The following is an 18,461-nucleotide window of genomic DNA, read 5'->3' as shown; positions in this document are numbered from 1 at the left end:
GGGTGCTGCGCAGAGCGGACCGTGCGCTACTCGACGAGCTTGCCCTGCACCGAGTCGTCGGCAGCGGCCTGAGCGAGGTCGCGGAACGACTCGGGAGCCTCGGAGAGCGGCTCGAAGACCGCTCCGCCAGTGGGCGTCCAGACGAAATTCCCCCGCAGCGACGGATCCTGCTCGGTGAAGTCGGAGCGGTTGTGGCAACCGCGGGTTTCGCGCCGTTCGCGCGCGCACTCGATCGTCGCCCGAGCAGCGAGCATCGACCCGTAGAGGTCGAAGGCGTGCGCGAGATCGTCGAAGCCGGCGATGTCGGGATGCGCCGTCACCCGCGCCACCCGCTCCTGCAAAGCCTCGAGCTTGCCGAGCGCCGTGGTCAGGCCGGCCTCGCTGCGTACGACGCCGACGTGCTCGGTCATGATGTCGCGCAGCGCGCGCTGGAGACGACGCGGGCTCTCCGTGCTCTTCTCGGGCGTCCCCTCACCCTCCAGCAGGTGCTGCATCTCGGCACGGGCCTCGGCAACGGCCGCCGGGTCACGGCGCACTTCGGTGAGGCCGGTCACGTATTCGGCTGCGTCGGCGCCGGTGATGCGGCCATACACGAGCAGCTCGATGAGCGAATTGCCGCCGAGGCGGTTCGCGCCGTGCAGGCCGCTCGAGGCCTCGCCGATCGCATACAGGCCTTCGACGCCTGTGCTGTGCGAGTCGGGCGTGACCCACACGCCGCCCATCGAGTAGTGAGCGGTCGGCGCGATCTCGATCGGCTCTTCGGTGATGTCGAGCATCTGCAGGTCGATGAGCGTGCGATAGACGCGGGGCAGCTTCGAGAGGATCTGCTCGCGCGGCAGGTGCGACACGTCGAGGAAGACGCCGCCGTTGGTGGTGCCGCGCCCCTCCGAGATCTCGGTGTAGCTCGCCAGGGCGACGCGATCCCTCGTGGAGAGCTCCATGCGCTCGGGGTCGTAGCGCTCCATGAAGCGCTCGCCGAGTGCGTTGCGCAAGATACCGCCTTCACCGCGAGCGGCTTCGGAGACGAGCGTTCCCGCCGCGTCCGCCGGTTCGAGGATGCCCGATGGGTGGAACTGCACGAGTTCGGCGTCGCGGATCTTGCCTCCGGCGAGCGCGGCGAGGCGGAAGGAATCCCCCGTGTTCTCGTCGCGACGGGATGAGGTGTTGCGCCAGATGCGGGTGTGCCCGCCGGCTGCCAGGATCACGGCGTCGGCGTGGATGACCACGGGAGAGCCGTCGACGATGTCGAAGCCGTACGCGCCGAAGATGCGGCCGTCAGCGACGAGCAGGCGGGTGATGTACACGGTGTCGACGATGGATACGCGCAGTTCAGCCGCGCGCCGCATGAGCGTGCGCTGAATCTCCAGGCCGGTGTAGTCGCCGGCATAGGCCGTGCGGCGGTACTTGTGCGCACCGAAGAAGCGCTGGCTGATGCGGCCATCGGCCTCGCGCGCGAAGGGCATGCCCCAGCGCTCGAGATCCTCGATGCCGCGCGCCGCATTCCGGGTCACCGTCTCGACGATTGCGGGATCGGCGAGAAAGTACGATTCCCGCAGTGTATCGGCGGCGTGCTGCTCCCAGCTGTCTTCGGTATCCATGGTGCCGAGCGCCGCGTTGATGCCGCCGGCGGCGAGTGTGGTGTGCGCGTCGTGGGTGCGCCGCTTGCCGACGGCGAGCACCTGCACGCCGCGTTCTACGAGCTCGATGGAAGCGCGCAGTCCCGCGCCCCCGGTGCCGATGACGAGCACGGAAGTGGAGAGCAGGCGCTCGGAGCGGGCGGTGCCCGGTGCGTCGATGGTGGGTGCGAAGCTGTTCATGCACCCCACGCTACGAGCCATCGAACGATTACTCCAATGAATAGAGCTGATCATCAAGATGCGTTTATGCTATTGAAATGAACCTCGAGCAACTCCGCGGATTCGTGGAGATCGCGCAGATCGGTCACTTCACTCGCGCAGCAGAGCGCTTGCACCTGGCGCAACCGTCGTTGAGCCGTCAGCTCTCGACACTGGAGGCAGACCTCGGTGTCGAACTCGTGCATCGAGTGCGCGGCAATGTCGCCCTGACGCCGGCGGGGGAGCGGCTCCTGCCGATTGCGCGGCGAATGCTTGCGGACGCAGACACGGCACGGCATGAGATGTCGGATCTCGCCGAGCTTCGACGCGGGCGGATACGCCTCGGAGCGACGCCCACACTCTGCACGAGTCTCGTCGCCGACGTGCTGGCCGCGTTTCGAGCGCGCTATCCGGGCATTGAGATCGAGATACTGGAGCGCGGATCGCGCAGCCTCATCACCGCGCTCATGGAGGGAGGGCTGGATTTCGCCCTGATCGTGACGAGCGTGTCGTCGGGGGCGGCGCGCGCCGTGCTCGAACGCGAGCAGATCCTGAGCGAGCGCCTCGTCGTCGTGTCTGATCCGACCCGACCCGACCCGTTCGGTCGTGAGATTCCTGGTTCCCAGACGCGATCCGACCCGATCGAACTCGAGGAGCTCGCGCGGGTGCCCCAAGTGGTCTTTCCAGAGAACTATGATCTTCGGGTCACCGTCGATGCCGCGTTCCGCGCGCGCGGGCTCGCGCCGCTCGTCGCCGTCGAGGGTGCCGAGATGGACGCGGCGCTCAGCTTTGCGGGGCGGGGCATCGGCGTCGCAGTCGTTCCCGCGATGGTCGCGGCGGATCACCCGACGTTGCGCACGGCTCCCCTCGCCGACCCGGCGCTGGCGCGCACCGTGAGCATCGCTCGGCGCGCCGACATGGCGCCGACGCGAGCCGGTGCAGCGCTGCAAGCGGTCATTCGTGAGACCGCCGACCGCGTCACGGCGCCCGGTGCCGAACTCTCGAGTCTCGTGACACGCGTCGAATGACCCGGATCGCTGCAGCTGGCCGAGTCAGGGGCGCTGCGCCTCGACCTGCTTGAGGTCGGCTTCCAGCGCCACCCAGCCGAGCATCGCGCACTTGACGCGCATGACGAACTTCGACACGCCCTGCAGAGCCACGGCATCGCCGAGCAGCTCCTCGTCGGGTTCGCCCTCGCCCCTGGCCTGGATCATCTCGCGGAATGCGTCGATGCGCACCCGGGCCTCATCGATGGTGAGCTCGTCATCGCGAACGAGCTGCGACAGGATCGAGGCCGAGGCCATCGAGATCGAGCAGCCCTGGCCCTCCCACGCCACCTGCTGGATACGGCGCGTTTCAGGATCGACGGAGATCGACAAGTCGATCTCGTCTCCGCAGCTCGGATTGAACTCGTGATGCGAGGCCGTCACCGCAGACTCTGCGGCCTCGAGCTCGCCCTTACCGATGGGGCGCTTCGAATGATCGAGGATCACCTCTTGGTACAGCCCGTCGAGTGCACTCATGCCGAAACCTCCGCTCCGAAGTACCGCTGAGCGCCGCGGAGCGCGTCGACGAATCGATCGACCTCGTCTTCGGTCGTAGTGACGTGCACGCTCGCGCGTGTGCTCGACGTGATGCCGAGTGCGCGGTGCAGCGGCTGCGCGCAATGATGCCCGACGCGCACCAAAACCCCCTGTTCGTCGAGATACTGCCCGACGTCGTGTGCGTGCACGCCGTCGACCGACACCGCCGCCAGTGCCACGCGCTGCGAGGCGTCCGCAGGTCCGAGCAGATGCAGACCGGGCGTCTCGACGATGCCGGCGACCAGGCGCTCCACGAGTTCGTGCTCCCGCGCGGCGGCTCGGCTCATGCCGATCGTCTCCAGGAATGAGACAGCGGCACCCATGCCGACGGCCTGCGACACCGGCTGCGTGCCAGGCTCGAAGCGATATGGCGGGGGCATGAACTGCGCCGACTCCATCGTGACCTTCGTGATGGCCGACCCGCCGGTGCGAGCCGGGGGCAGCGCGTCGAGCATTTCAGCGCGTCCGTAGAGCACGCCGATTCCGTTCGGGCCCAGCATCTTGTGACCGGAGAACGCCGCGAAATCGACGCCGAGGGCGGTGAAGTCCACGGGGATGTGCGGCACCGATTGGCAGGCGTCGAGCACGGTCACCGCGCCCACCGCGCGCGCGAGTTCGACGAGTTCGGCGACCGGTGCGACGAAGCCCGTGACATTCGAGACGTGCGCGAACGCGAAGACTCGGGTGCGTTCATTCACCGCCGCGCGCGCATCATCGAGCGTCCACGTGCCGTTGGCGCGCACGGGAATGAACCTGAGGCTCGCACCGGTGCGCGTCGCGAGCCGCTGCCAGGGAATGAGATTGGCGTGGTGCTCGGCTTCGGTGATGAGGATCTCGTCGCCGGATTCGAGACGGAAACGTTCGCTGCCCGGCACGCCGAGCCCCGCATTCGCCTCACCGATGCCGAGCGCAACGAGATTGAGTGCGTCCGTGGCGTTCTCGGCCCAGACGATCTGCTCGGGAGTCTCTGCGCCGACAAACGTCGCGACAGCGGATCGCGCGCCCTCGAATGCTGCCGTGGCCGAACCGACGGCACCGCTCGTGCCACGATGCACAGCAGCGTTCGACGACTCGATGAATCGTCGTTCTGCGTCCAGCACGCGAGTGGGGCGCTGCGAGGTCGCGGCTGCGTCGAGGTACGCGGGCGCTGACTCGAGCGCATCCTGCGCTGCGAAGTACGGAAACTCCGCGCGCAGCAGTGCGACGTCTGCGGGGGTGAGCGCGGTGTGCATCGCGAGGTCTGGCATGTTCTCCATTCTTCCACCCCTTCAGGTGGCAATACCGGCCTTCAGTGCAACGCCGGTGAGGGGTACGCTATTCCGCGCCGAGCGTCACTGGAGCCGTGTTCGGGCCGCGCCCCGCGCGATCGCCGGCGCCGCTCAACCACCAGTTGATCGCCCCGGCTCCGAGCGCCAGCGCGGCCGCCGCGAGCGGCAGCGCGAGGGCGGCGCGCGTTCCGAAATCAGTGGCGATGACACCGGTCAGCGCTGCCGCTGCAGATTGACCCACCATGAGGCCGGATCCCAGCATGGTCATGACCGTCGCGGATCGACCGATCGGGCTGCGAGCGGCGCCGAAACTATAGAGCGTGACCAGCAGTGGCCCGACTCCGATGCCCATGATCGCGAGGCTCAGCAGCATCGACGGTACGTCGTGGGCCCACTGCAGCAGTACGGTGCCCGCCACGATGCACACGGCGAACACCGGCCAGCGGGCGCGGAGCGAGAAGCGCGGCGGAAGCGCCGCGACACCGATCGCGAAGATCGCGGATCCGACGCCCATTGCCCCGTAGATGAGCCCGGCGCTCTCTGGGTCGCCCCGATCCTGCATGAAGGACGTGAGCGAGGTGAGCATCGAACCGAAGAAGAGCCCGACGGTCACGATGCCGAATACGGTCACGAGGAGCGCGGGGCGCGCGAGCTCGGATGCCGGGGACAGCCCGGCCGCGCGCTGTTCCGCAGATTGCGCCGGGGCGCTCGTGCGGTGCAGCGCGAATGCGGTGACGAAGAGCAGCGTGAGCACCGCAGCACCGGCGATCGGCGCCCAGGCGCCGATCGTGGTCGCGAGCACGCCCACGATCACCGGCCCGAAGACGAAAATGACCTCGTCTGCGGCCGATTCGTAGGCGAGCACGTTCGACAGTACCCGGGGCCGACGCTGCGCGGGCAGATCGTGCGCGACGATCGCGACCAGGCGCGATCGAGACATGGGCGACGTCTGGGGCACCGTGGCGCCTGCGAGGAACGAGCCGACGAACAGCACCCATGTCGGCAGCGGGCTGAACGCGATCCAGGCGAGCGCGCCGAGCAGCGCGCTGTTCGCGATGGCTGCGACGAGCAGGGTGGGGCGCTGCCCGTAGCGGTCGGCGGCGGCGCCGATGAGCGGGCCGAAGCAGGCGACGCCCAAGCCGACCATCGCGGAGTTCAGTCCGCCGAGTTCGACCGAGCCGCGCGCCGAGACGACGAGCGTGAGCACGCCGATCACCATCATCGCGAATGGCAGGCGCGAGACGAGCGCGAGCGGGAAGTACAGTTTGCCCGTTCGGCTCAGGAGCGTCGCCCCGCGGGGTGACGTCTGGGGAACCGGGTGCTCGCTCGTCTGATGCATAGCCGACCGAGTCTAGCAGCGGGTCATGAGACTGAGCCGACGGCGAGACCCTGCTCCGCGAGGAAGTCGGCGAACGCCGGGGCGTCGTCGGGAGAACCGGTGAAGGGGACGCCGTCGACGACGACGAAGGGCGTGCCGGTCACGGTGAGCTGCGGATCCTCCGCGCCGGGGACGGGGGTGTCGAAGACCCAGCCGTTGAGCGCCTGGGCGAAGGGAACGAACCTCTCGGATTCGATGCAGGATCGCACCTCGTCGTTCGCGCCGTCCGCCGCCTCGTCGACCGCATCGATGAGGGCGCCATTGTCGATCCCGCCCGCCGTCTCCGCTGGCTGCACCGAGGGATCGAACAGGTGGCGGTGCACCTGCCACGCCGCCTCGGGCTGCGCGTCCGCGACGCACGCCATGGTCGCCGAGGCGCGAGACGAGTATTGGTCGGGGGAGATGCGATCGAGGAACGTGAGCGGAGTGATCTCCACAGTGGCCTGACCGCTCTCGATCAGTTGCTCGAGGAGCTCGCCGTTAGCCGCTTCGAACACGGCGCACGAGGGGCAGCGGTAATCGACGTACACGCGAAGCGAATGCGCCGCGCCGCCGCCGGCAGCGGTCCCGGGAGTGCCGGAAGCCGGCACCTGCGAGCGAACGATGCCGTCGCGATCGAACACGATGCCGCCGGTTGCCATGTTCTCGGGCCACGGCATCGCCTCCTCCGAGCCCTGCGCCTCGTCGTGCGCGCTCGGCGCGCCCGCCGCGGCGCCAGAGGGATCGGTGAGGGAGCCCGCGAATGTCACCGCGGAGACCACGCCGAGCACCAGAGCGACTCCGAGCGCGAGCGCGCCGGAAGCGATTCCCACGATCGCCGGAACCCGTCGCCTCCGGGAGATCACGCCGAAGATGCCGAGCGCGACAGCGGTGATGCCGAGCAGCCCGCCGAGTATCGCGCCGAGTCCCCAGTAGAGCGCCGAGATGATCACGGTGACCAGCCCCGCGAGACCGAGCGCCATCGCCGCCGTCGAAAGCCCGCCGCCTCCTCGCGGCTGCACTGCCGATGTTCCTCCGGTCGCGTACGGGTGGGGCGGAGCGGGCGCTGGCTGCTGCGGATCGGTCATGGGTTCATTCTGGCAGCAGGCGTCAACGTACGCTCGTGCGTCACGAGCACGGCCACCGGGGTCGTGGCATGCGGGCGGTGGCCATCCGCCTACGATTGACGCATGATCCTTCTCGCGGCGACTCCGATCGGAAATCTCGGTGACGCTTCTGCGCGCCTGCGCAGCACCTTCGAGGAGGCGACCGTGGTGGCTGCGGAGGATACGCGCCACACCGCCCAGCTGCTCAGACTGCTCGGCATCGAGAATCGGCCCGAGCTCATCGCGCTGCACGACCACAACGAGCACGAGCGCGCGGCGGCGCTGGTCGATCGCGCAGCGACTGAAGACGTCGTGCTGGTCAGCGATGCCGGCATGCCGACGGTCTCGGATCCGGGGTTCCGCGTCGTGCAGCTCGCCGCCGAACGCGGCGTTGCGGTGAGCGCGATTCCCGGCCCGAGCGCGGTCATCACCGCGCTCGCCGTCGCAGGCCTGCCGACCGATCGCTTCGCATTCGAAGGGTTCTTGCCCCGCAAATCGGGGGAGCGGTCGCGAGCCGTTCGGGCGCTCGCCGCCGAGCAGCGAACGCTGGTCTTCTTCGAAGCTCCCACACGGCTGGCAGCGTCGCTCGGCGATCTGGCCGACGCGTTCGGCGACGACCGGAAGGCAGCCGTGTGCCGCGAACTCACGAAGCTGCACGAGGAGGTGCGCCGAGGCGGGTTGCGCGATCTCGCCGAGTGGGCGGCTGATGGCGTGCGGGGCGAGATCGTCGTCGTCGTCAGCGGCGCGGTCGAGGAAGCCGTATCGCCCGCGTCGGCGCTCGCGGAGGTGCAGGATCGCGTGCGCGGGGGTGAGCGTCTGAAAGATGCGACGCGCGCCGTTGCCGAAGCCACCGGCCTGTCGTCTCGCGAACTGTACGCCGCTGCACTCGCCGATCGCGGGTGACCGTCGTACAGCGGAAGGTCGGAGCCTTCCCAGCCGCTGGGCAGTGCAATGCGCCATACTCGAATGGCATTCATGGCCGCGCACCCGTCGTACTCCGCTGCGGATTGAAACGGGCGCGGCTCCTCGCGACTTGAAGGACTCCAATCACTGTGAAACTGACGCGCGCCATCGCCCCCGCCGCCCTCGTAGGCGCACTGCTCCTCGTCGGCTGCTCGAACGGCGGTGGATCAGCGGACGCCGACGCCTCTGGCACCGACTGCCTCGCTTCCGGCTCCGCCAGCGAGAACGTCACGGTATCGGGTTCGGTCGGTGAAGACCTCGAGCTCACGTCGGATACGCCGGTGACGGCCGATGAGATGCAGCGCTCGGTGCTGCAGGAGGGCGAGGGCGACGTCGTCGAGGAGGGGCAGTCGGTACTCACCTCCATGACGCTCTTCAGCGGCGCCGACGGCTCAGCGCTCCAGCAGCTGCCCGCGAGCGCGATCCCGGTCGAGCAGGCGGGGCTCGCGGAGTGGGCCTACGACGGGCTCCGCTGCGCGACTGCGGGCGAGCAGATCGCCCTCACGGCGCCGTACGCCGACGTCTTCGGCGAGACGCCTCCCGAGCAGACCGGGTTCGAGAACGTCACCGCCGACGACTCGCTCGTCATCGTGATGGAGTTCGGCGAGATCACCGACGCGGGCGATGCAGCCGCCGCGACGGGCGAGCCCGGAACGCTGGAGAGCGACGAACTGCTCGCGAAGGCGGAGGGCACGAAGGTCGACGCGCCCGAAGGATTCCCGACGGTCAAGCTCGCCGAGAACGGCGAGCCGACGATCACGATCCCCGAGGGCCTCGAAGCGCCCGACAGCCTTGAGATTGCCACTCTTATCGAGGGCGACGGCGAAGAAGTGCAGCCCGGCGATCGCGTGTACGTGAACTACCGTGGCGTCATCTGGCGCACCGGCGAGGAGTTCGACTCGAGCTGGAGCCGCGGCGAGCCCACCGACTTCCTCACGACACAGGTCATCGGCGGCTTCCAAGAGGCGCTCGAGGGCCAGAAGGTCGGCTCGCAGGTCATCTCCGTCGTGCCGGCCGAAGACGGCGGCTACGGCGCCGCGACGCTCAAACAGCAGGGCCACGAGGGCGATGACGTCATGGTATTCGTGCTCGACATCCTCGGAACCGTGCACGCGGACGCGCCCGCCGAGTAGCCTGGAGCGATGAAGCGCGTCATCATCCTCGGCTCCACCGGATCGATCGGGGAGCAGGCGCTCGACGTGATCCGCAAGCATCCGGCCAAGTACCAGGTGTCAGGTCTGGTCGCCGGGAGCCAGGCGGATCGCGTGCGCGAGCAAGCTGACGAGTTCAACGTCGAGCACACGGCGCTCGGTGCCGATGCCGCGGTGCAGTTGATCCACGACGTGCAGGCCGACCTCGTGCTCAACGGCATCACGGGTTCGGTGGGGCTCGGCCCGACCGTCGCGGCACTCGAAGCGGGGCGCACCCTCGCGCTCGCGAACAAGGAGTCCCTCATCGTCGGCGGCGATCTCGTGACCGGGCTCGCCGCCCCTGGGCAGATCGTTCCCGTCGACTCCGAGCACTCCGCGATCGCGCAGGCACTGCGGTCGGGCAGCCGCGATGAGGTGCGCCGGTTGATTCTCACCGCGTCGGGCGGTCCGTTTCGCGGCCGCACGCGGGAGCAGTTGCGCGATGTGACGCCCGCCGAGGCGATGACCCATCCGACGTGGAACATGGGCCGCGTGGTCACCACGAACTCGGCGACACTCGTGAACAAGGGCCTCGAGGTGATCGAGGCGCACCTGCTCTTCGGCGTCTCCTACGGCGACATCGAGGTGGTCGTGCACCCGCAGTCCGTGGTGCACTCGATGGTGGAGTTCATCGACGGCTCGACCATCGCTCAGGCTTCACCGCCCGACATGCGTCTGCCGATCGCACTCGGGCTCTCGTGGCCGGATCGCATGGGCAACGTCGGCGTGCCGCTCGACTGGCGGTCGGCGACGTCGTGGGAATTCGAGCCTCTCGACTCCGCCGCCTTTCCGGCCGTCGACCTGGCCAAGGAGGTCGGGCGCGCCCGGCTCACGTACCCGGCCGTCTACAACGCCGTGAATGAGGAGGCGGTCGATGCGTTCCATGCCGGGCGCATCGGCTTCCTCGACATCGTCGATATCGTACGGCAGGTGGTCGAGGCGCACGAGACTCCGGCGCAGTTGACGCTCGAGTCCCTTGCCGAGGCCGAGCGCTGGGCTCGCGAACGGGCGCAGCAGGCAATCACTGCCCGGGAACGCTGACCCGGGGTGCTCGGGGCGATCCTCATCGTTCACTCTCGATGGCCGCGGCATCGGCGCCTCCCCGAAACTCCCCAGCGGTGCGCAGTAGCCTGAGCAAGTGACTGAGGTATTGCTCTACGTGCTCGGCATTCTGATCTTCGTGGTCGGTCTTGCCGTCTCCATCGGCCTGCACGAAATCGGGCACTTGGTTCCCGCCAAGCTCTTCGGCGTCAAGGTGACGCAGTACATGCTGGGGTTCGGGCGCACGATCTGGTCGAAGCGCAAGGGCGAGACCGAATACGGCGTGAAGCTGATCCCGCTGGGCGGCTACGTCGCGATGACGGGAATGTACCCGCCGGAGAAGCCGGGAGCCCCGGCGCGGGCGTCGACGACCGGGTTTCTGAATTCGGTCGTGCAGGAGGGCACGTCGTTCGGCGCGACCGACGCCGAACCGAAGCGCGGGATGGCCGCGGTGGTCGAAGATGCGCGGCTCGCGAGCGCCGAGACGATCGGGGCGGGGGAGGATCACCGCACGTTCTATCGGCTCCCGCCCTGGAAGAAGATCATCATCATGCTGGGCGGGCCGGTGATGAACCTCGTGCTGGCATTCGTGTTCTTCGCGATCGTGCTCGTCGGCTTCGGAACGCCGCAGAACAGCACGACCCTGGGCCAGGTCAACGAGTGCCTCGTGCCCGCGGAGAGCAATGCGACCGCCTGCGGCAGCGGCGACCCGGCGGCGCCGGCAGCCGCGGCCGGTCTGCGCCCCGGAGACCGCGTCATCTCCGTCGACGAAACTCAGATCACCAGCTGGAACCAGTTCCGCACCATCATCGGGGAATCGCCGGGCGAGGCGCTCACCGTCGAGATCGAGCGCGGCGGCGCGCAGCGGACCCTGACCCTGGAACCGGTGGTCAACGCACGCACGGTGACCGACGCCGATGGGAACGCCGTGACCGATGCCGACGGCGCCGTGCAGACGGAATCGGTCGGCATGATCGGCGCGGTTCCGGCGACGGAGAACGTGGCGCAGCCGATCACGGCGGTGCCCGCATTCGTCGGGGAGAACGTGCAGCGCGTAGCGGGCATCGTCATCCGCATGCCCGAGCGCATGGTCGACGTGTGGAACGCCGCGTTCGGGAGCGAGGCTCGTGACCCGAACGGGCCGATCAGCGTCGTGGGTGTCGGTCGCATGGCCGGTGAGATCGTCAGTCTCGACGATGCCCCGGTGGCCGCCCGTGCGCAGACGATGATCGGTCTGCTCGGCTCGCTGAATGTCGCGCTGTTCGTCTTCAACCTGGTGCCGCTCCTCCCGCTCGACGGCGGCCACGTGGTCGGCGCGGTGTATGAATGGCTGAAGCGGGGCCTCGCAAAGCTGCGCCGCAAGCCCGATCCGGGCCCGATCGATACGGCCAAGATGGTGCCGGTGACCATGGCGGTGGCCATCGTGCTCGGCGCGATGACCGTGCTGCTCGTGTACGCCGACATCGTGAAGCCGGTCTCGTTGTTCGGATAGCGCGACTGCGCGAGCTCCGTGGGTGAGCGCTGGCGTGCTCGCGTCTCGCTCGCAGGCGGCGCGAGTAGACTCGATTCGTGCCAGCAGTCAACTTGGGAATGCCGCAGACCGTCGAAGTGCTCGCGCCGCGGCGCAAGTCCCGCGCCATCAAGGTGGGTTCGGTCACCGTCGGGGGCACTGCTCCCGTGTCGGTGCAGTCGATGACCACGACGCCCACCACCGACATCAACGCGACCCTGCAGCAGATCGCCGAACTCACGGCATCCGGCTGCGATATCGTGCGCGTCGCGTGTCCCAGCCGTGATGACGCCGAGGCGCTCCCCATCATCGCGATGAAGAGCCAGATCCCGGTCATCGCCGACATCCATTTCCAGCCGAACTACGTGTACGCCGCCATCGATGCGGGCTGCGCAGCTGTGCGCGTGAACCCCGGCAACATCCGCAAATTCGACGACCAGGTCGGCGAGATCGCCCGCCGCGCGAAGGCTGCGGGAGTCTCGCTGCGCATCGGCGTGAACGCCGGATCGCTCGACCCGCGACTGCTCGAGAAGTACGGGAAGGCGACACCCGAGGCTCTCGTCGAGAGTGCGGTGTGGGAAGCGTCGCTCTTCGAGGAGCACGACTTCCACGACTTCAAGATCTCCGTGAAGCACAACGACCCGATCGTGATGGTCAAGGCGTATCGCCAGCTCGCCGAGCGGGGCGACTGGCCTCTCCATCTGGGCGTGACCGAGGCCGGCCCGGCGTTCCAGGGCACGATCAAGAGCGCCACCGCGTTCGGCATCCTGCTCTCCGAAGGCATCGGTGACACGATCCGCGTGTCCCTGTCGGCCCCGCCCGTCGAAGAGGTGAAGGTGGGCCTGCAGATTCTGCAGTCGCTGAACCTGCGAGAGCGCAAACTCGAGATCGTCTCGTGCCCCTCGTGCGGGCGAGCGCAAGTCGATGTCTACACGCTCGCCGAAGAGGTCACGAAGGGTCTCGAGGGCATGAGCGTGCCGCTGCGCGTCGCCGTCATGGGGTGCGTGGTGAACGGCCCCGGCGAGGCGCGCGAAGCCGATCTCGGTGTCGCCTCGGGAAACGGCAAAGGGCAGATCTTCGTCAAGGGCGAAGTCATCAAGACCGTCCCGGAGCACGAAATCGTCGCGACGCTCATCGAGGAGGCGAATCGGCTCGCGGCCGAGATGCCCGCCTCCGAGGGTTCGGGCACTCTTGAGGTCGTGACGGCGTAGCGCTCACGCAGCGGTGATCGCGGCGGGTTCTCCGGCATCGTCGGTGATCGGTGCGAGCTCGATGGTGCCGCTTGCGACGTCTGCCGCGACGACCCGCACGTCCACGCGCGTTCCAGCGGTGTATCCGGCTGCGGCGACCTGCGCGGTGACCGCCGGATCGTCGAGTTGCACCCGAGCGCGTTCGCCGCGCACCTCGACCACGATCGCAGGGAACACCTCGCCCACGCGGTCGCGCAGCAGCGCGGCCTCGACGCGGTCGAGCGCCTGCGATCCGAGTTGGCCCGCGCGCTGGTTCGAGGTGCGCATGAGTGCCGGCAGCTCGTGGAGCGAATCGCGAGTCCACCCCGGGATCGGCTCGTCGGCGCAGATCGCGGCGCAGATCACGAGCCCCCAGCGATCCACCAGGCGGCGCAGCGGAGCGGTGACGTGCGCGTACGGCGCGGCGATCGCAGCCTGCAGCGTCTGCTGCGGTATCTCCCCATCGAAGGGCGTGTAGTCGGCCCCCCGAAAGAGCGATGCCGCTGCCTGCAGCACACCGGGAGTCGTGGGCGACGCGTGGTCGAGGTGCTGCAAGTATTCGCCGTAGCTCGTCGCATCGGGCCAGGGGTGCCCCAGTGCGGCAACACGTGCTCGGAACGCCGCGAGCGCGCCGGCGTCGGGCGCGGGCATCGTGCGCAGAATGCCGACGCGGGCGTCGAGCATCATGCGCCCGGCGGCCATACCGGTGAGGAGCGAGAGCTGGGCGTTCCACTCCTCGATGGGGAGCGCAAAACTCCGCACGATGCGATACCCGTCGGGTTCGCGCACGATCTCCTCGTCGGGCATATTCAGACTCGCACCCCCGCGCAAGCGTTCCTGCTCCGCGCGAAGCACTCCGACGGTGCGGAGAAGTTCGAGCAGGCCATCGGCGGTACCCGCGTCGACGGCGGCCTGCGCCGACGGATACTCGAGCTGTGCTCGGGAGCAGACGCGTGCGCGCTCGACGCTCGCGTGGGTGGCCGCCCCGCTCGCATCCAGCCCGAGCGACCACACGTAGGCGACACGATCGACGCCCGGGAGCAGCGAGGCACGCCCCTCGCTGAGCGCAGCGGGGTGCAGTGGAATGCGTCCGTCGGGCAGATACAGGGTCTGGCCGCGCCGTCGCGCCTCGCGATCGAGCGCGCCGCCCGGCCGCACGAATCCCGGCAGGTCGGCGATCGCATACCGCACCAGGTATCCGTCCCCGGCGCGCTCGATGTGGAAGGCCTGGTCGAGGTCCTTCGACCCCGGCGGATCGAGCGTCACGAACGGGAGATGCCGCAGGTCGCTGTCGGGGACGGTCGTGTCAGCGGATGCGGCCTCCGCCAGCGCATCCGCGGGGAAATCGTGGGGGAGCTCGTTCGCTGTTCGAAGCTCGGCGAGCGCCGCCGCGAGCTGTCCGTGAGCGGTCTGCGGGGAGAGGTGGGCGCGCCGATTCGGCATGCGGCCAGCCTAGTGCGCTGCGCTCGTAGACTGTGAGCGTGACGACCGCGAAGCAGCAACACTCAGATGATACGCAGGCCGCAGCGATGCGCGAGCGACTCGACGCGGTGATCTCCGAGGCCGGCATCACCGGTCAGCGCGGCCTGATTCGCCGCATTCTCGAGACCGGTGTCGGGCTGGGTCAGGACGGCGCCGTGCGACTGGACCTGAAGATCTCGGCGACGGCGATCGAAGAGATGCGCGCCGCGTTTCGTCTGTTCGCGCCCTTCAGGGGCGTGCCCAAGGTCACGATCTTCGGATCGGCGCGTACCCAGTCTCATGACCCCCTGTGGGTCGGCGCCGAGGCTGCGGCGCGCGGTCTTGCCGAGCTCGGCTGGATGGTGGTGACCGGGGCGGGGCCGGGAATCATGGAGGCGGCAGCGACGGGGGCGGGGCCTGAGCGTTCACTCGGCATCTCGATCCAACTGCCGTTCGAGGAGACACCACTCGATGTCGCCGCCGATGACGGGCACCGCATTGCAATGAAGTACTTCTTCACGCGCAAGCTCATGCTGGTGAAGGAATCGCGAGGGTTCATCTGCCTTCCTGGCGGCTTCGGCACCATGGATGAGACGTTCGAACTCTTGACGCTGCAGCAGACCGGCAAGATGGAGCCCATGCCCATCGTGCTGCTCGATCGCGCCGGTGGCACGTACTGGCAGGGATTCGCCCGGTTCGTCACTGAGGAGCTCGCGGGCGCCGGGCTCATCGCGGTCGACGACCTCGATCGCGTGCTCGTCACCGATTCGCCGGAGGCGGCGATTGCCGAAGTGACCGGGTTCTGGCGCAACTACGACTCGTTGAGGTGGCAGAGAGAACAGCTCGTGCTGCGCGTGCGTTCCGAGCCGAGCGATGCGGAGCTGGCGGATATCAACGAGCGATTCTCCGGGCTCTGCGAGGTTGGCGAGATCACCCGCACGGAGCCGCTCGCCGTGGAGTTCGAAGATGACGACGTGCTCGACCTGCCGCGACTGGTGCTCACACCCAGGCGGCGCGCCGTGGGCGACCTGTACCGGTTGATCCGCGCCCTGAACGAATTGGAGTCTGCACCGCGGTAGCCGCGCGCAGGGCGCCGGGCGCGGGGCTACGCGCCGACGTATGCCGCGAGGTGCTCGCCCGTGAGCGTGGTGCGGCCTTCGACGAGATCGGTCGGCGTCCCCTCGAATACAACCGTGCCACCCTGCAGGCCGGCGCCCGGCCCGAGATCGATGATCCAGTCGGCGTGCGCCATCACCGCCTGGTGGTGTTCGATGACGATGACGCTCTTGCCCGCGTCGACGAGCCGGTCGAGCAGGGCGAGCAATTGCTCGACGTCGGCAAGGTGCAATCCGGTGGTGGGTTCGTCGAGCACGTAGACGTCGGCGTCTTCGAACATGCGAATGGCGAGTTTGAGTCGCTGGCGCTCGCCGCCGGAAAGGGTGGAGAGCGGCTGACCGAGCTTGATGTACCCGATGCCGACGTCGACCAGGCGGTCCAGAATCTTGGAGGCCTTGGGGATCTTCGTCTCCGCAGCTGAGAAGAACTGTTGCGCTTGCGCAATCGACAGTTCGAGCACCTCGGCGATGTTCTTGCCGCCGAACGTGTACTCCAGGACGGCCGCCGCGAAGCGTCTGCCCTCGCACACTTCGCACACGCTTTCCATCGTCGCCATCATGCCCAGATCGGTGAAGATGATCCCGGCGCCCTTGCACTCGGGGCAGGCGCCCTCCGAGTTCGCGCTGAAGAGCGCCGGTTTTACGCCGTTCGCCTTCGCGAACGCGGTGCGCACCGGGTCGAGCAGGCCGGTGTAGGTCGCCGGATTCGAGCGCCGCGATCCCTTGATCGCCCCCTGGTCTACTGCGACGACGTCGTCACGATTCGCGATGTAGTTGCCGATGAGCGTGCTCTTGCCTGACCCCGCGACGCCGGTCACCGCGCACAGCACGCCGAGCGGCACATCGACGTTGATGCTGCGCAGGTTGTGGCGATCGGCGCTTCTGATCTCGAGCGCACCGCGTGCAGCGCGCACGGAACCCTTGAGTCTCGCTCGGTCATCGAGGTGCGTGCCCGTCAGCGTTCCGGATGCCCGCAGCGCCTCGACCGTGCCCTCGAAGCAGATCTCGCCCCCGTCGATACCCGCCCGGGGACCGAGATCGACCACGTGGTCGGCAATCGCGATCATCTCGGGCTTGTGCTCGACGACGAGTACCGTGTTGCCCTTGTCGCGCAGCTTGAGCAGCAGCTGATTCATGCGCTGAATATCGTGGGGATGCAGGCCGATCGACGGCTCGTCAAACACGTAGGTCGCGTCGGTGATGGGGGAGCCGAGGTGGCGAATCATCTTCGTGCGCTGCGACTCGCCTCCCGAGAGCGTGCCGGTCGGGCGGTCGAGACTCAGATAGCCGAGCCCGATCTGCACGAACGAATCGAGGGTCTCGACGAGCTTCTCCACGAGCGGAGCGATGCCCGAGTCTTCGATGCCGCGCACCCACTCCGCGAGATCGGTGATCTGCATCGCGCAGACGTCGGCGATCGACTTCCCCGAGATCTTCGAGGAGCGCGCGGTGGCATTCAACCGCGTGCCCGCGCAGTCGGGACAGGCACGGAAGACGATCGCGCGATCCACGAATGCCCGGATGTGCGGCTGCATCGCCTCGCGGTCCTTCGAGAGCATCGACTTCTGAATGCGGGGAATGAGCCCCTCGTAGGTGACGTTCACGCCGTCGGCCTTGATCTTGCGCGGCTCTTCGTGGAGCAGCAGGTGGATCTGCTCGGCCGTGAAATCTCGGATCGGCGTATCCATCGGAAGCAGCGCCGCGAAGATGCGCCCGTACCAGCCGTCCATGCTGAACCCCGGAACCTTGAGCGACCCCGCTGCGAGCGAGAGCTCGGCGTCGTAGAGCTCGTCGAGGGCGAAATCGCTCACGGAGCCGCGCCCCTCGCAGGTGGGGCACATGCCCCCCAGGATCTCGAAGCTGCGCCGCTCCTTCACCTGCTTGCCGCCCTTCTCCATGGTGACCGCCCCAGCGCCGCTGATCGAGGCGACGTTGAACGAGAACGCATTCGGTGATCCGATATGCGGGCTGCCGAGACGAGAGAAGATGATGCGGAGCATCGCGTTCACGTCGGTCGCGGTACCGACGGTCGAGCGCGGGTTGGCCCCCATGCGCTCCTGATCGACGATGATCGCCGTGGTGAGCCCCTCGAGCACGTCGACGTCCGGTCGGCTCTGCGATGGCATGAACCCCTGCACGAATGCGCTGTAGGTCTCGTTGATCAAGCGCTGCGACTCTGCAGCGATGGTTCCGAAGACCAGCGAGCTCTTGCCCGATCCCGATACGCCCGTGAACGCGGTGAGCCGTCGCTTCGGCAGATCGACGCTGACGTTCTTGAGATTGTGCTCGCGCGCGCCCTGCACGCGGATGCGGTCGTGCGAATCTGCGATGTGCGTGGGGGTCATGCAGTCAGAGTAGTGCGAGCCGCCGACATCCGCTGCTCGTTCACCGATCGATTGCTAGGCTCGCGGTATGACCCTCCCCGAGAGCTGGATCGCTCACCGCCGAGAGGACCGCGAGCTCGTGGGCTGGATCGAACCGGAAAGCGACGGATTCGTGCCCTATGACCTCCTGGGCCGCCCGCGAACGCCGCAGCCCGTCGACTGGCTCGCGGCCGAGGAACTGCTCGACGAGCTCGGAATCGGGTATCTCGCCGACATCTACGCGTTGCGCACCGATGACGGGAGCTGGATCCGCGCGCGGATCGTGGAGGTGTCACCTGCCGGCATCGGGGTGAAGGAAGACGACTTCGGCGATATCGGGGCCGCTGTCGCTTCGTTCCGCGTGCCGTTTCCCATCGACGATCGGCTCGTGCCGTTGACCGAGGCCCCCGGTCCCGTGCGCAGCCGTTTCCTCTGATGCC

Annotated in this window: 15 protein-coding genes; 8 read left to right on the top strand and 7 right to left on the bottom strand. The window is 68.1% G+C overall.

The features are described 5' to 3' along the window. Window positions 1–26: 26 nt before the first annotated feature. On the bottom strand, window positions 27–1,817 hold the full coding sequence (locus tag AB0O71_RS05600) for an FAD-binding protein (protein ID WP_363743037.1): 1,791 nt from the start codon (window positions 1,815–1,817) through the stop codon (window positions 27–29). A 77-nt stretch (window positions 1,818–1,894) separates the two neighbouring features. Here AB0O71_RS05600 and AB0O71_RS05595 point away from each other — a divergent pair, with 77 nt between their 5' ends. Then, window positions 1,895–2,863, top strand: a complete 969-nt coding sequence (locus AB0O71_RS05595) for a LysR substrate-binding domain-containing protein (protein ID WP_363743035.1) — start codon at window positions 1,895–1,897, stop codon at window positions 2,861–2,863. Between the two features lie 24 nt (window positions 2,864–2,887). On the opposite strand, the gene sufU is transcribed toward AB0O71_RS05595, so the two are convergent. From sufU to AB0O71_RS05575, 4 genes are read right to left on the bottom strand one after another with little or no spacing between them, the layout of a single operon-like run. Beyond that, complete coding sequence (gene sufU / locus AB0O71_RS05590; protein WP_363743033.1) at window positions 2,888–3,358, bottom strand: Fe-S cluster assembly sulfur transfer protein SufU; 471 nt, start codon at window positions 3,356–3,358, stop codon at window positions 2,888–2,890. Further along, a complete protein-coding gene (locus tag AB0O71_RS05585; RefSeq protein WP_363743031.1) occupies window positions 3,355–4,674 on the bottom strand; it encodes a SufS family cysteine desulfurase in 1,320 nt (439 codons plus the stop codon). The genes sufU and AB0O71_RS05585 overlap by 4 nt, the downstream gene beginning before the upstream one ends. Window positions 4,675–4,732: 58 nt before the next feature. Beyond that, the gene (locus tag AB0O71_RS05580) at window positions 4,733–6,025 is read right to left on the bottom strand and encodes an MFS transporter (protein WP_363743029.1); all 1,293 of its coding nucleotides are present in this window, start codon (window positions 6,023–6,025) and stop codon (window positions 4,733–4,735) included. Window positions 6,026–6,048: 23 nt separating this feature from the next. Beyond that, complete coding sequence (locus tag AB0O71_RS05575) at window positions 6,049–7,131, bottom strand: thioredoxin domain-containing protein (RefSeq protein WP_363743027.1); 1,083 nt, start codon at window positions 7,129–7,131, stop codon at window positions 6,049–6,051. Window positions 7,132–7,233: 102 nt separating this feature from the next. Here AB0O71_RS05575 and rsmI point away from each other — a divergent pair, with 102 nt between their 5' ends. The 5 genes from rsmI to ispG all read left to right on the top strand — a co-directional run bounded on the left by rsmI (window position 7,234) and on the right by ispG (window position 13,064). Then, the gene (gene rsmI, locus AB0O71_RS05570) at window positions 7,234–8,052 is read left to right on the top strand and encodes a 16S rRNA (cytidine(1402)-2'-O)-methyltransferase (protein ID WP_363743025.1); all 819 of its coding nucleotides are present in this window, start codon (window positions 7,234–7,236) and stop codon (window positions 8,050–8,052) included. A gap of 149 nt (window positions 8,053–8,201) precedes the next feature. Continuing rightward, window positions 8,202–9,245: an FKBP-type peptidyl-prolyl cis-trans isomerase gene (locus tag AB0O71_RS05565; protein WP_363743023.1), complete on the top strand. Its 1,044-nt coding sequence runs from the start codon at window positions 8,202–8,204 to the stop codon at window positions 9,243–9,245. A gap of 9 nt (window positions 9,246–9,254) precedes the next feature. After that, the gene (gene dxr / locus AB0O71_RS05560) at window positions 9,255–10,343 is read left to right on the top strand and encodes a 1-deoxy-D-xylulose-5-phosphate reductoisomerase (protein WP_363743021.1); all 1,089 of its coding nucleotides are present in this window, start codon (window positions 9,255–9,257) and stop codon (window positions 10,341–10,343) included. A 97-nt stretch (window positions 10,344–10,440) separates the two neighbouring features. Then, window positions 10,441–11,835, top strand: a complete 1,395-nt coding sequence (locus AB0O71_RS05555) for a site-2 protease family protein (protein ID WP_363743019.1) — start codon at window positions 10,441–10,443, stop codon at window positions 11,833–11,835. Between the two features lie 98 nt (window positions 11,836–11,933). Further along, entirely contained in the window at window positions 11,934–13,064 is a 1,131-nt protein-coding gene (gene ispG, locus AB0O71_RS05550; RefSeq protein WP_363743125.1) for a flavodoxin-dependent (E)-4-hydroxy-3-methylbut-2-enyl-diphosphate synthase, read from the top strand. A 3-nt stretch (window positions 13,065–13,067) separates the two neighbouring features. Here ispG and AB0O71_RS05545 read toward each other — a convergent pair whose 3' ends face one another. After that, window positions 13,068–14,525, bottom strand: a complete 1,458-nt coding sequence (locus AB0O71_RS05545) for an RNB domain-containing ribonuclease (protein WP_363743017.1) — start codon at window positions 14,523–14,525, stop codon at window positions 13,068–13,070. Between the two features lie 86 nt (window positions 14,526–14,611). Here AB0O71_RS05545 and AB0O71_RS05540 point away from each other — a divergent pair, with 86 nt between their 5' ends. Beyond that, window positions 14,612–15,622: a TIGR00730 family Rossman fold protein gene (locus AB0O71_RS05540; protein ID WP_363743123.1), complete on the top strand. Its 1,011-nt coding sequence runs from the start codon at window positions 14,612–14,614 to the stop codon at window positions 15,620–15,622. 26 nt (window positions 15,623–15,648) lie between these two features. Here the strand turns inward: AB0O71_RS05540 and AB0O71_RS05535 are convergent, their stop codons facing one another. After that, complete coding sequence (locus AB0O71_RS05535) at window positions 15,649–18,003, bottom strand: excinuclease ABC subunit UvrA (protein ID WP_363743015.1); 2,355 nt, start codon at window positions 18,001–18,003, stop codon at window positions 15,649–15,651. 67 nt (window positions 18,004–18,070) lie between these two features. On the opposite strand from AB0O71_RS05535, the gene AB0O71_RS05530 reads away from it, so the two are divergent. Beyond that, a complete protein-coding gene (locus tag AB0O71_RS05530) occupies window positions 18,071–18,457 on the top strand; it encodes a hypothetical protein (RefSeq protein ID WP_363743013.1) in 387 nt (128 codons plus the stop codon). The last annotated feature ends 4 nt before the right edge of the window (window positions 18,458–18,461 follow it).

The organism is Leucobacter sp. NPDC077196, assembly GCF_040687075.1.
Lineage (GTDB): Bacteria > Actinomycetota > Actinomycetes > Actinomycetales > Microbacteriaceae > Leucobacter.
This window is presented reverse-complemented; position numbering and strand designations above follow the sequence as displayed.

Bases quoted from the DNA above. Each gene is read 5' to 3' on its own strand.
- AB0O71_RS05575 (WP_363743027.1), bottom strand. From the start codon at position 7,131: ATGACCGATCCGCAGCAGCCAGCGCCCGCTCCGCCCCACCCGTACGCG.
- AB0O71_RS05580 (WP_363743029.1), bottom strand. From the start codon at position 6,025: ATGCATCAGACGAGCGAGCACCCGGTTCCCCAGACGTCACCCCGCGGG.
- rsmI (WP_363743025.1), top strand. From the start codon at position 7,234: ATGATCCTTCTCGCGGCGACTCCGATCGGAAATCTCGGTGACGCTTCT.
- AB0O71_RS05585 (WP_363743031.1), bottom strand. From the start codon at position 4,674: ATGGAGAACATGCCAGACCTCGCGATGCACACCGCGCTCACCCCCGCA.
- AB0O71_RS05595 (WP_363743035.1), top strand. From the start codon at position 1,895: ATGAACCTCGAGCAACTCCGCGGATTCGTGGAGATCGCGCAGATCGGT.
- AB0O71_RS05545 (WP_363743017.1), bottom strand. From the start codon at position 14,525: ATGCCGAATCGGCGCGCCCACCTCTCCCCGCAGACCGCTCACGGACAG.
- AB0O71_RS05600 (WP_363743037.1), bottom strand. From the start codon at position 1,817: ATGAACAGCTTCGCACCCACCATCGACGCACCGGGCACCGCCCGCTCC.
- sufU (WP_363743033.1), bottom strand. From the start codon at position 3,358: ATGAGTGCACTCGACGGGCTGTACCAAGAGGTGATCCTCGATCATTCG.
- AB0O71_RS05540 (WP_363743123.1), top strand. From the start codon at position 14,612: ATGCGCGAGCGACTCGACGCGGTGATCTCCGAGGCCGGCATCACCGGT.
- ispG (WP_363743125.1), top strand. From the start codon at position 11,934: ATGCCGCAGACCGTCGAAGTGCTCGCGCCGCGGCGCAAGTCCCGCGCC.
- dxr (WP_363743021.1), top strand. From the start codon at position 9,255: ATGAAGCGCGTCATCATCCTCGGCTCCACCGGATCGATCGGGGAGCAG.
- AB0O71_RS05535 (WP_363743015.1), bottom strand. From the start codon at position 18,003: ATGACCCCCACGCACATCGCAGATTCGCACGACCGCATCCGCGTGCAG.
- AB0O71_RS05530 (WP_363743013.1), top strand. From the start codon at position 18,071: ATGACCCTCCCCGAGAGCTGGATCGCTCACCGCCGAGAGGACCGCGAG.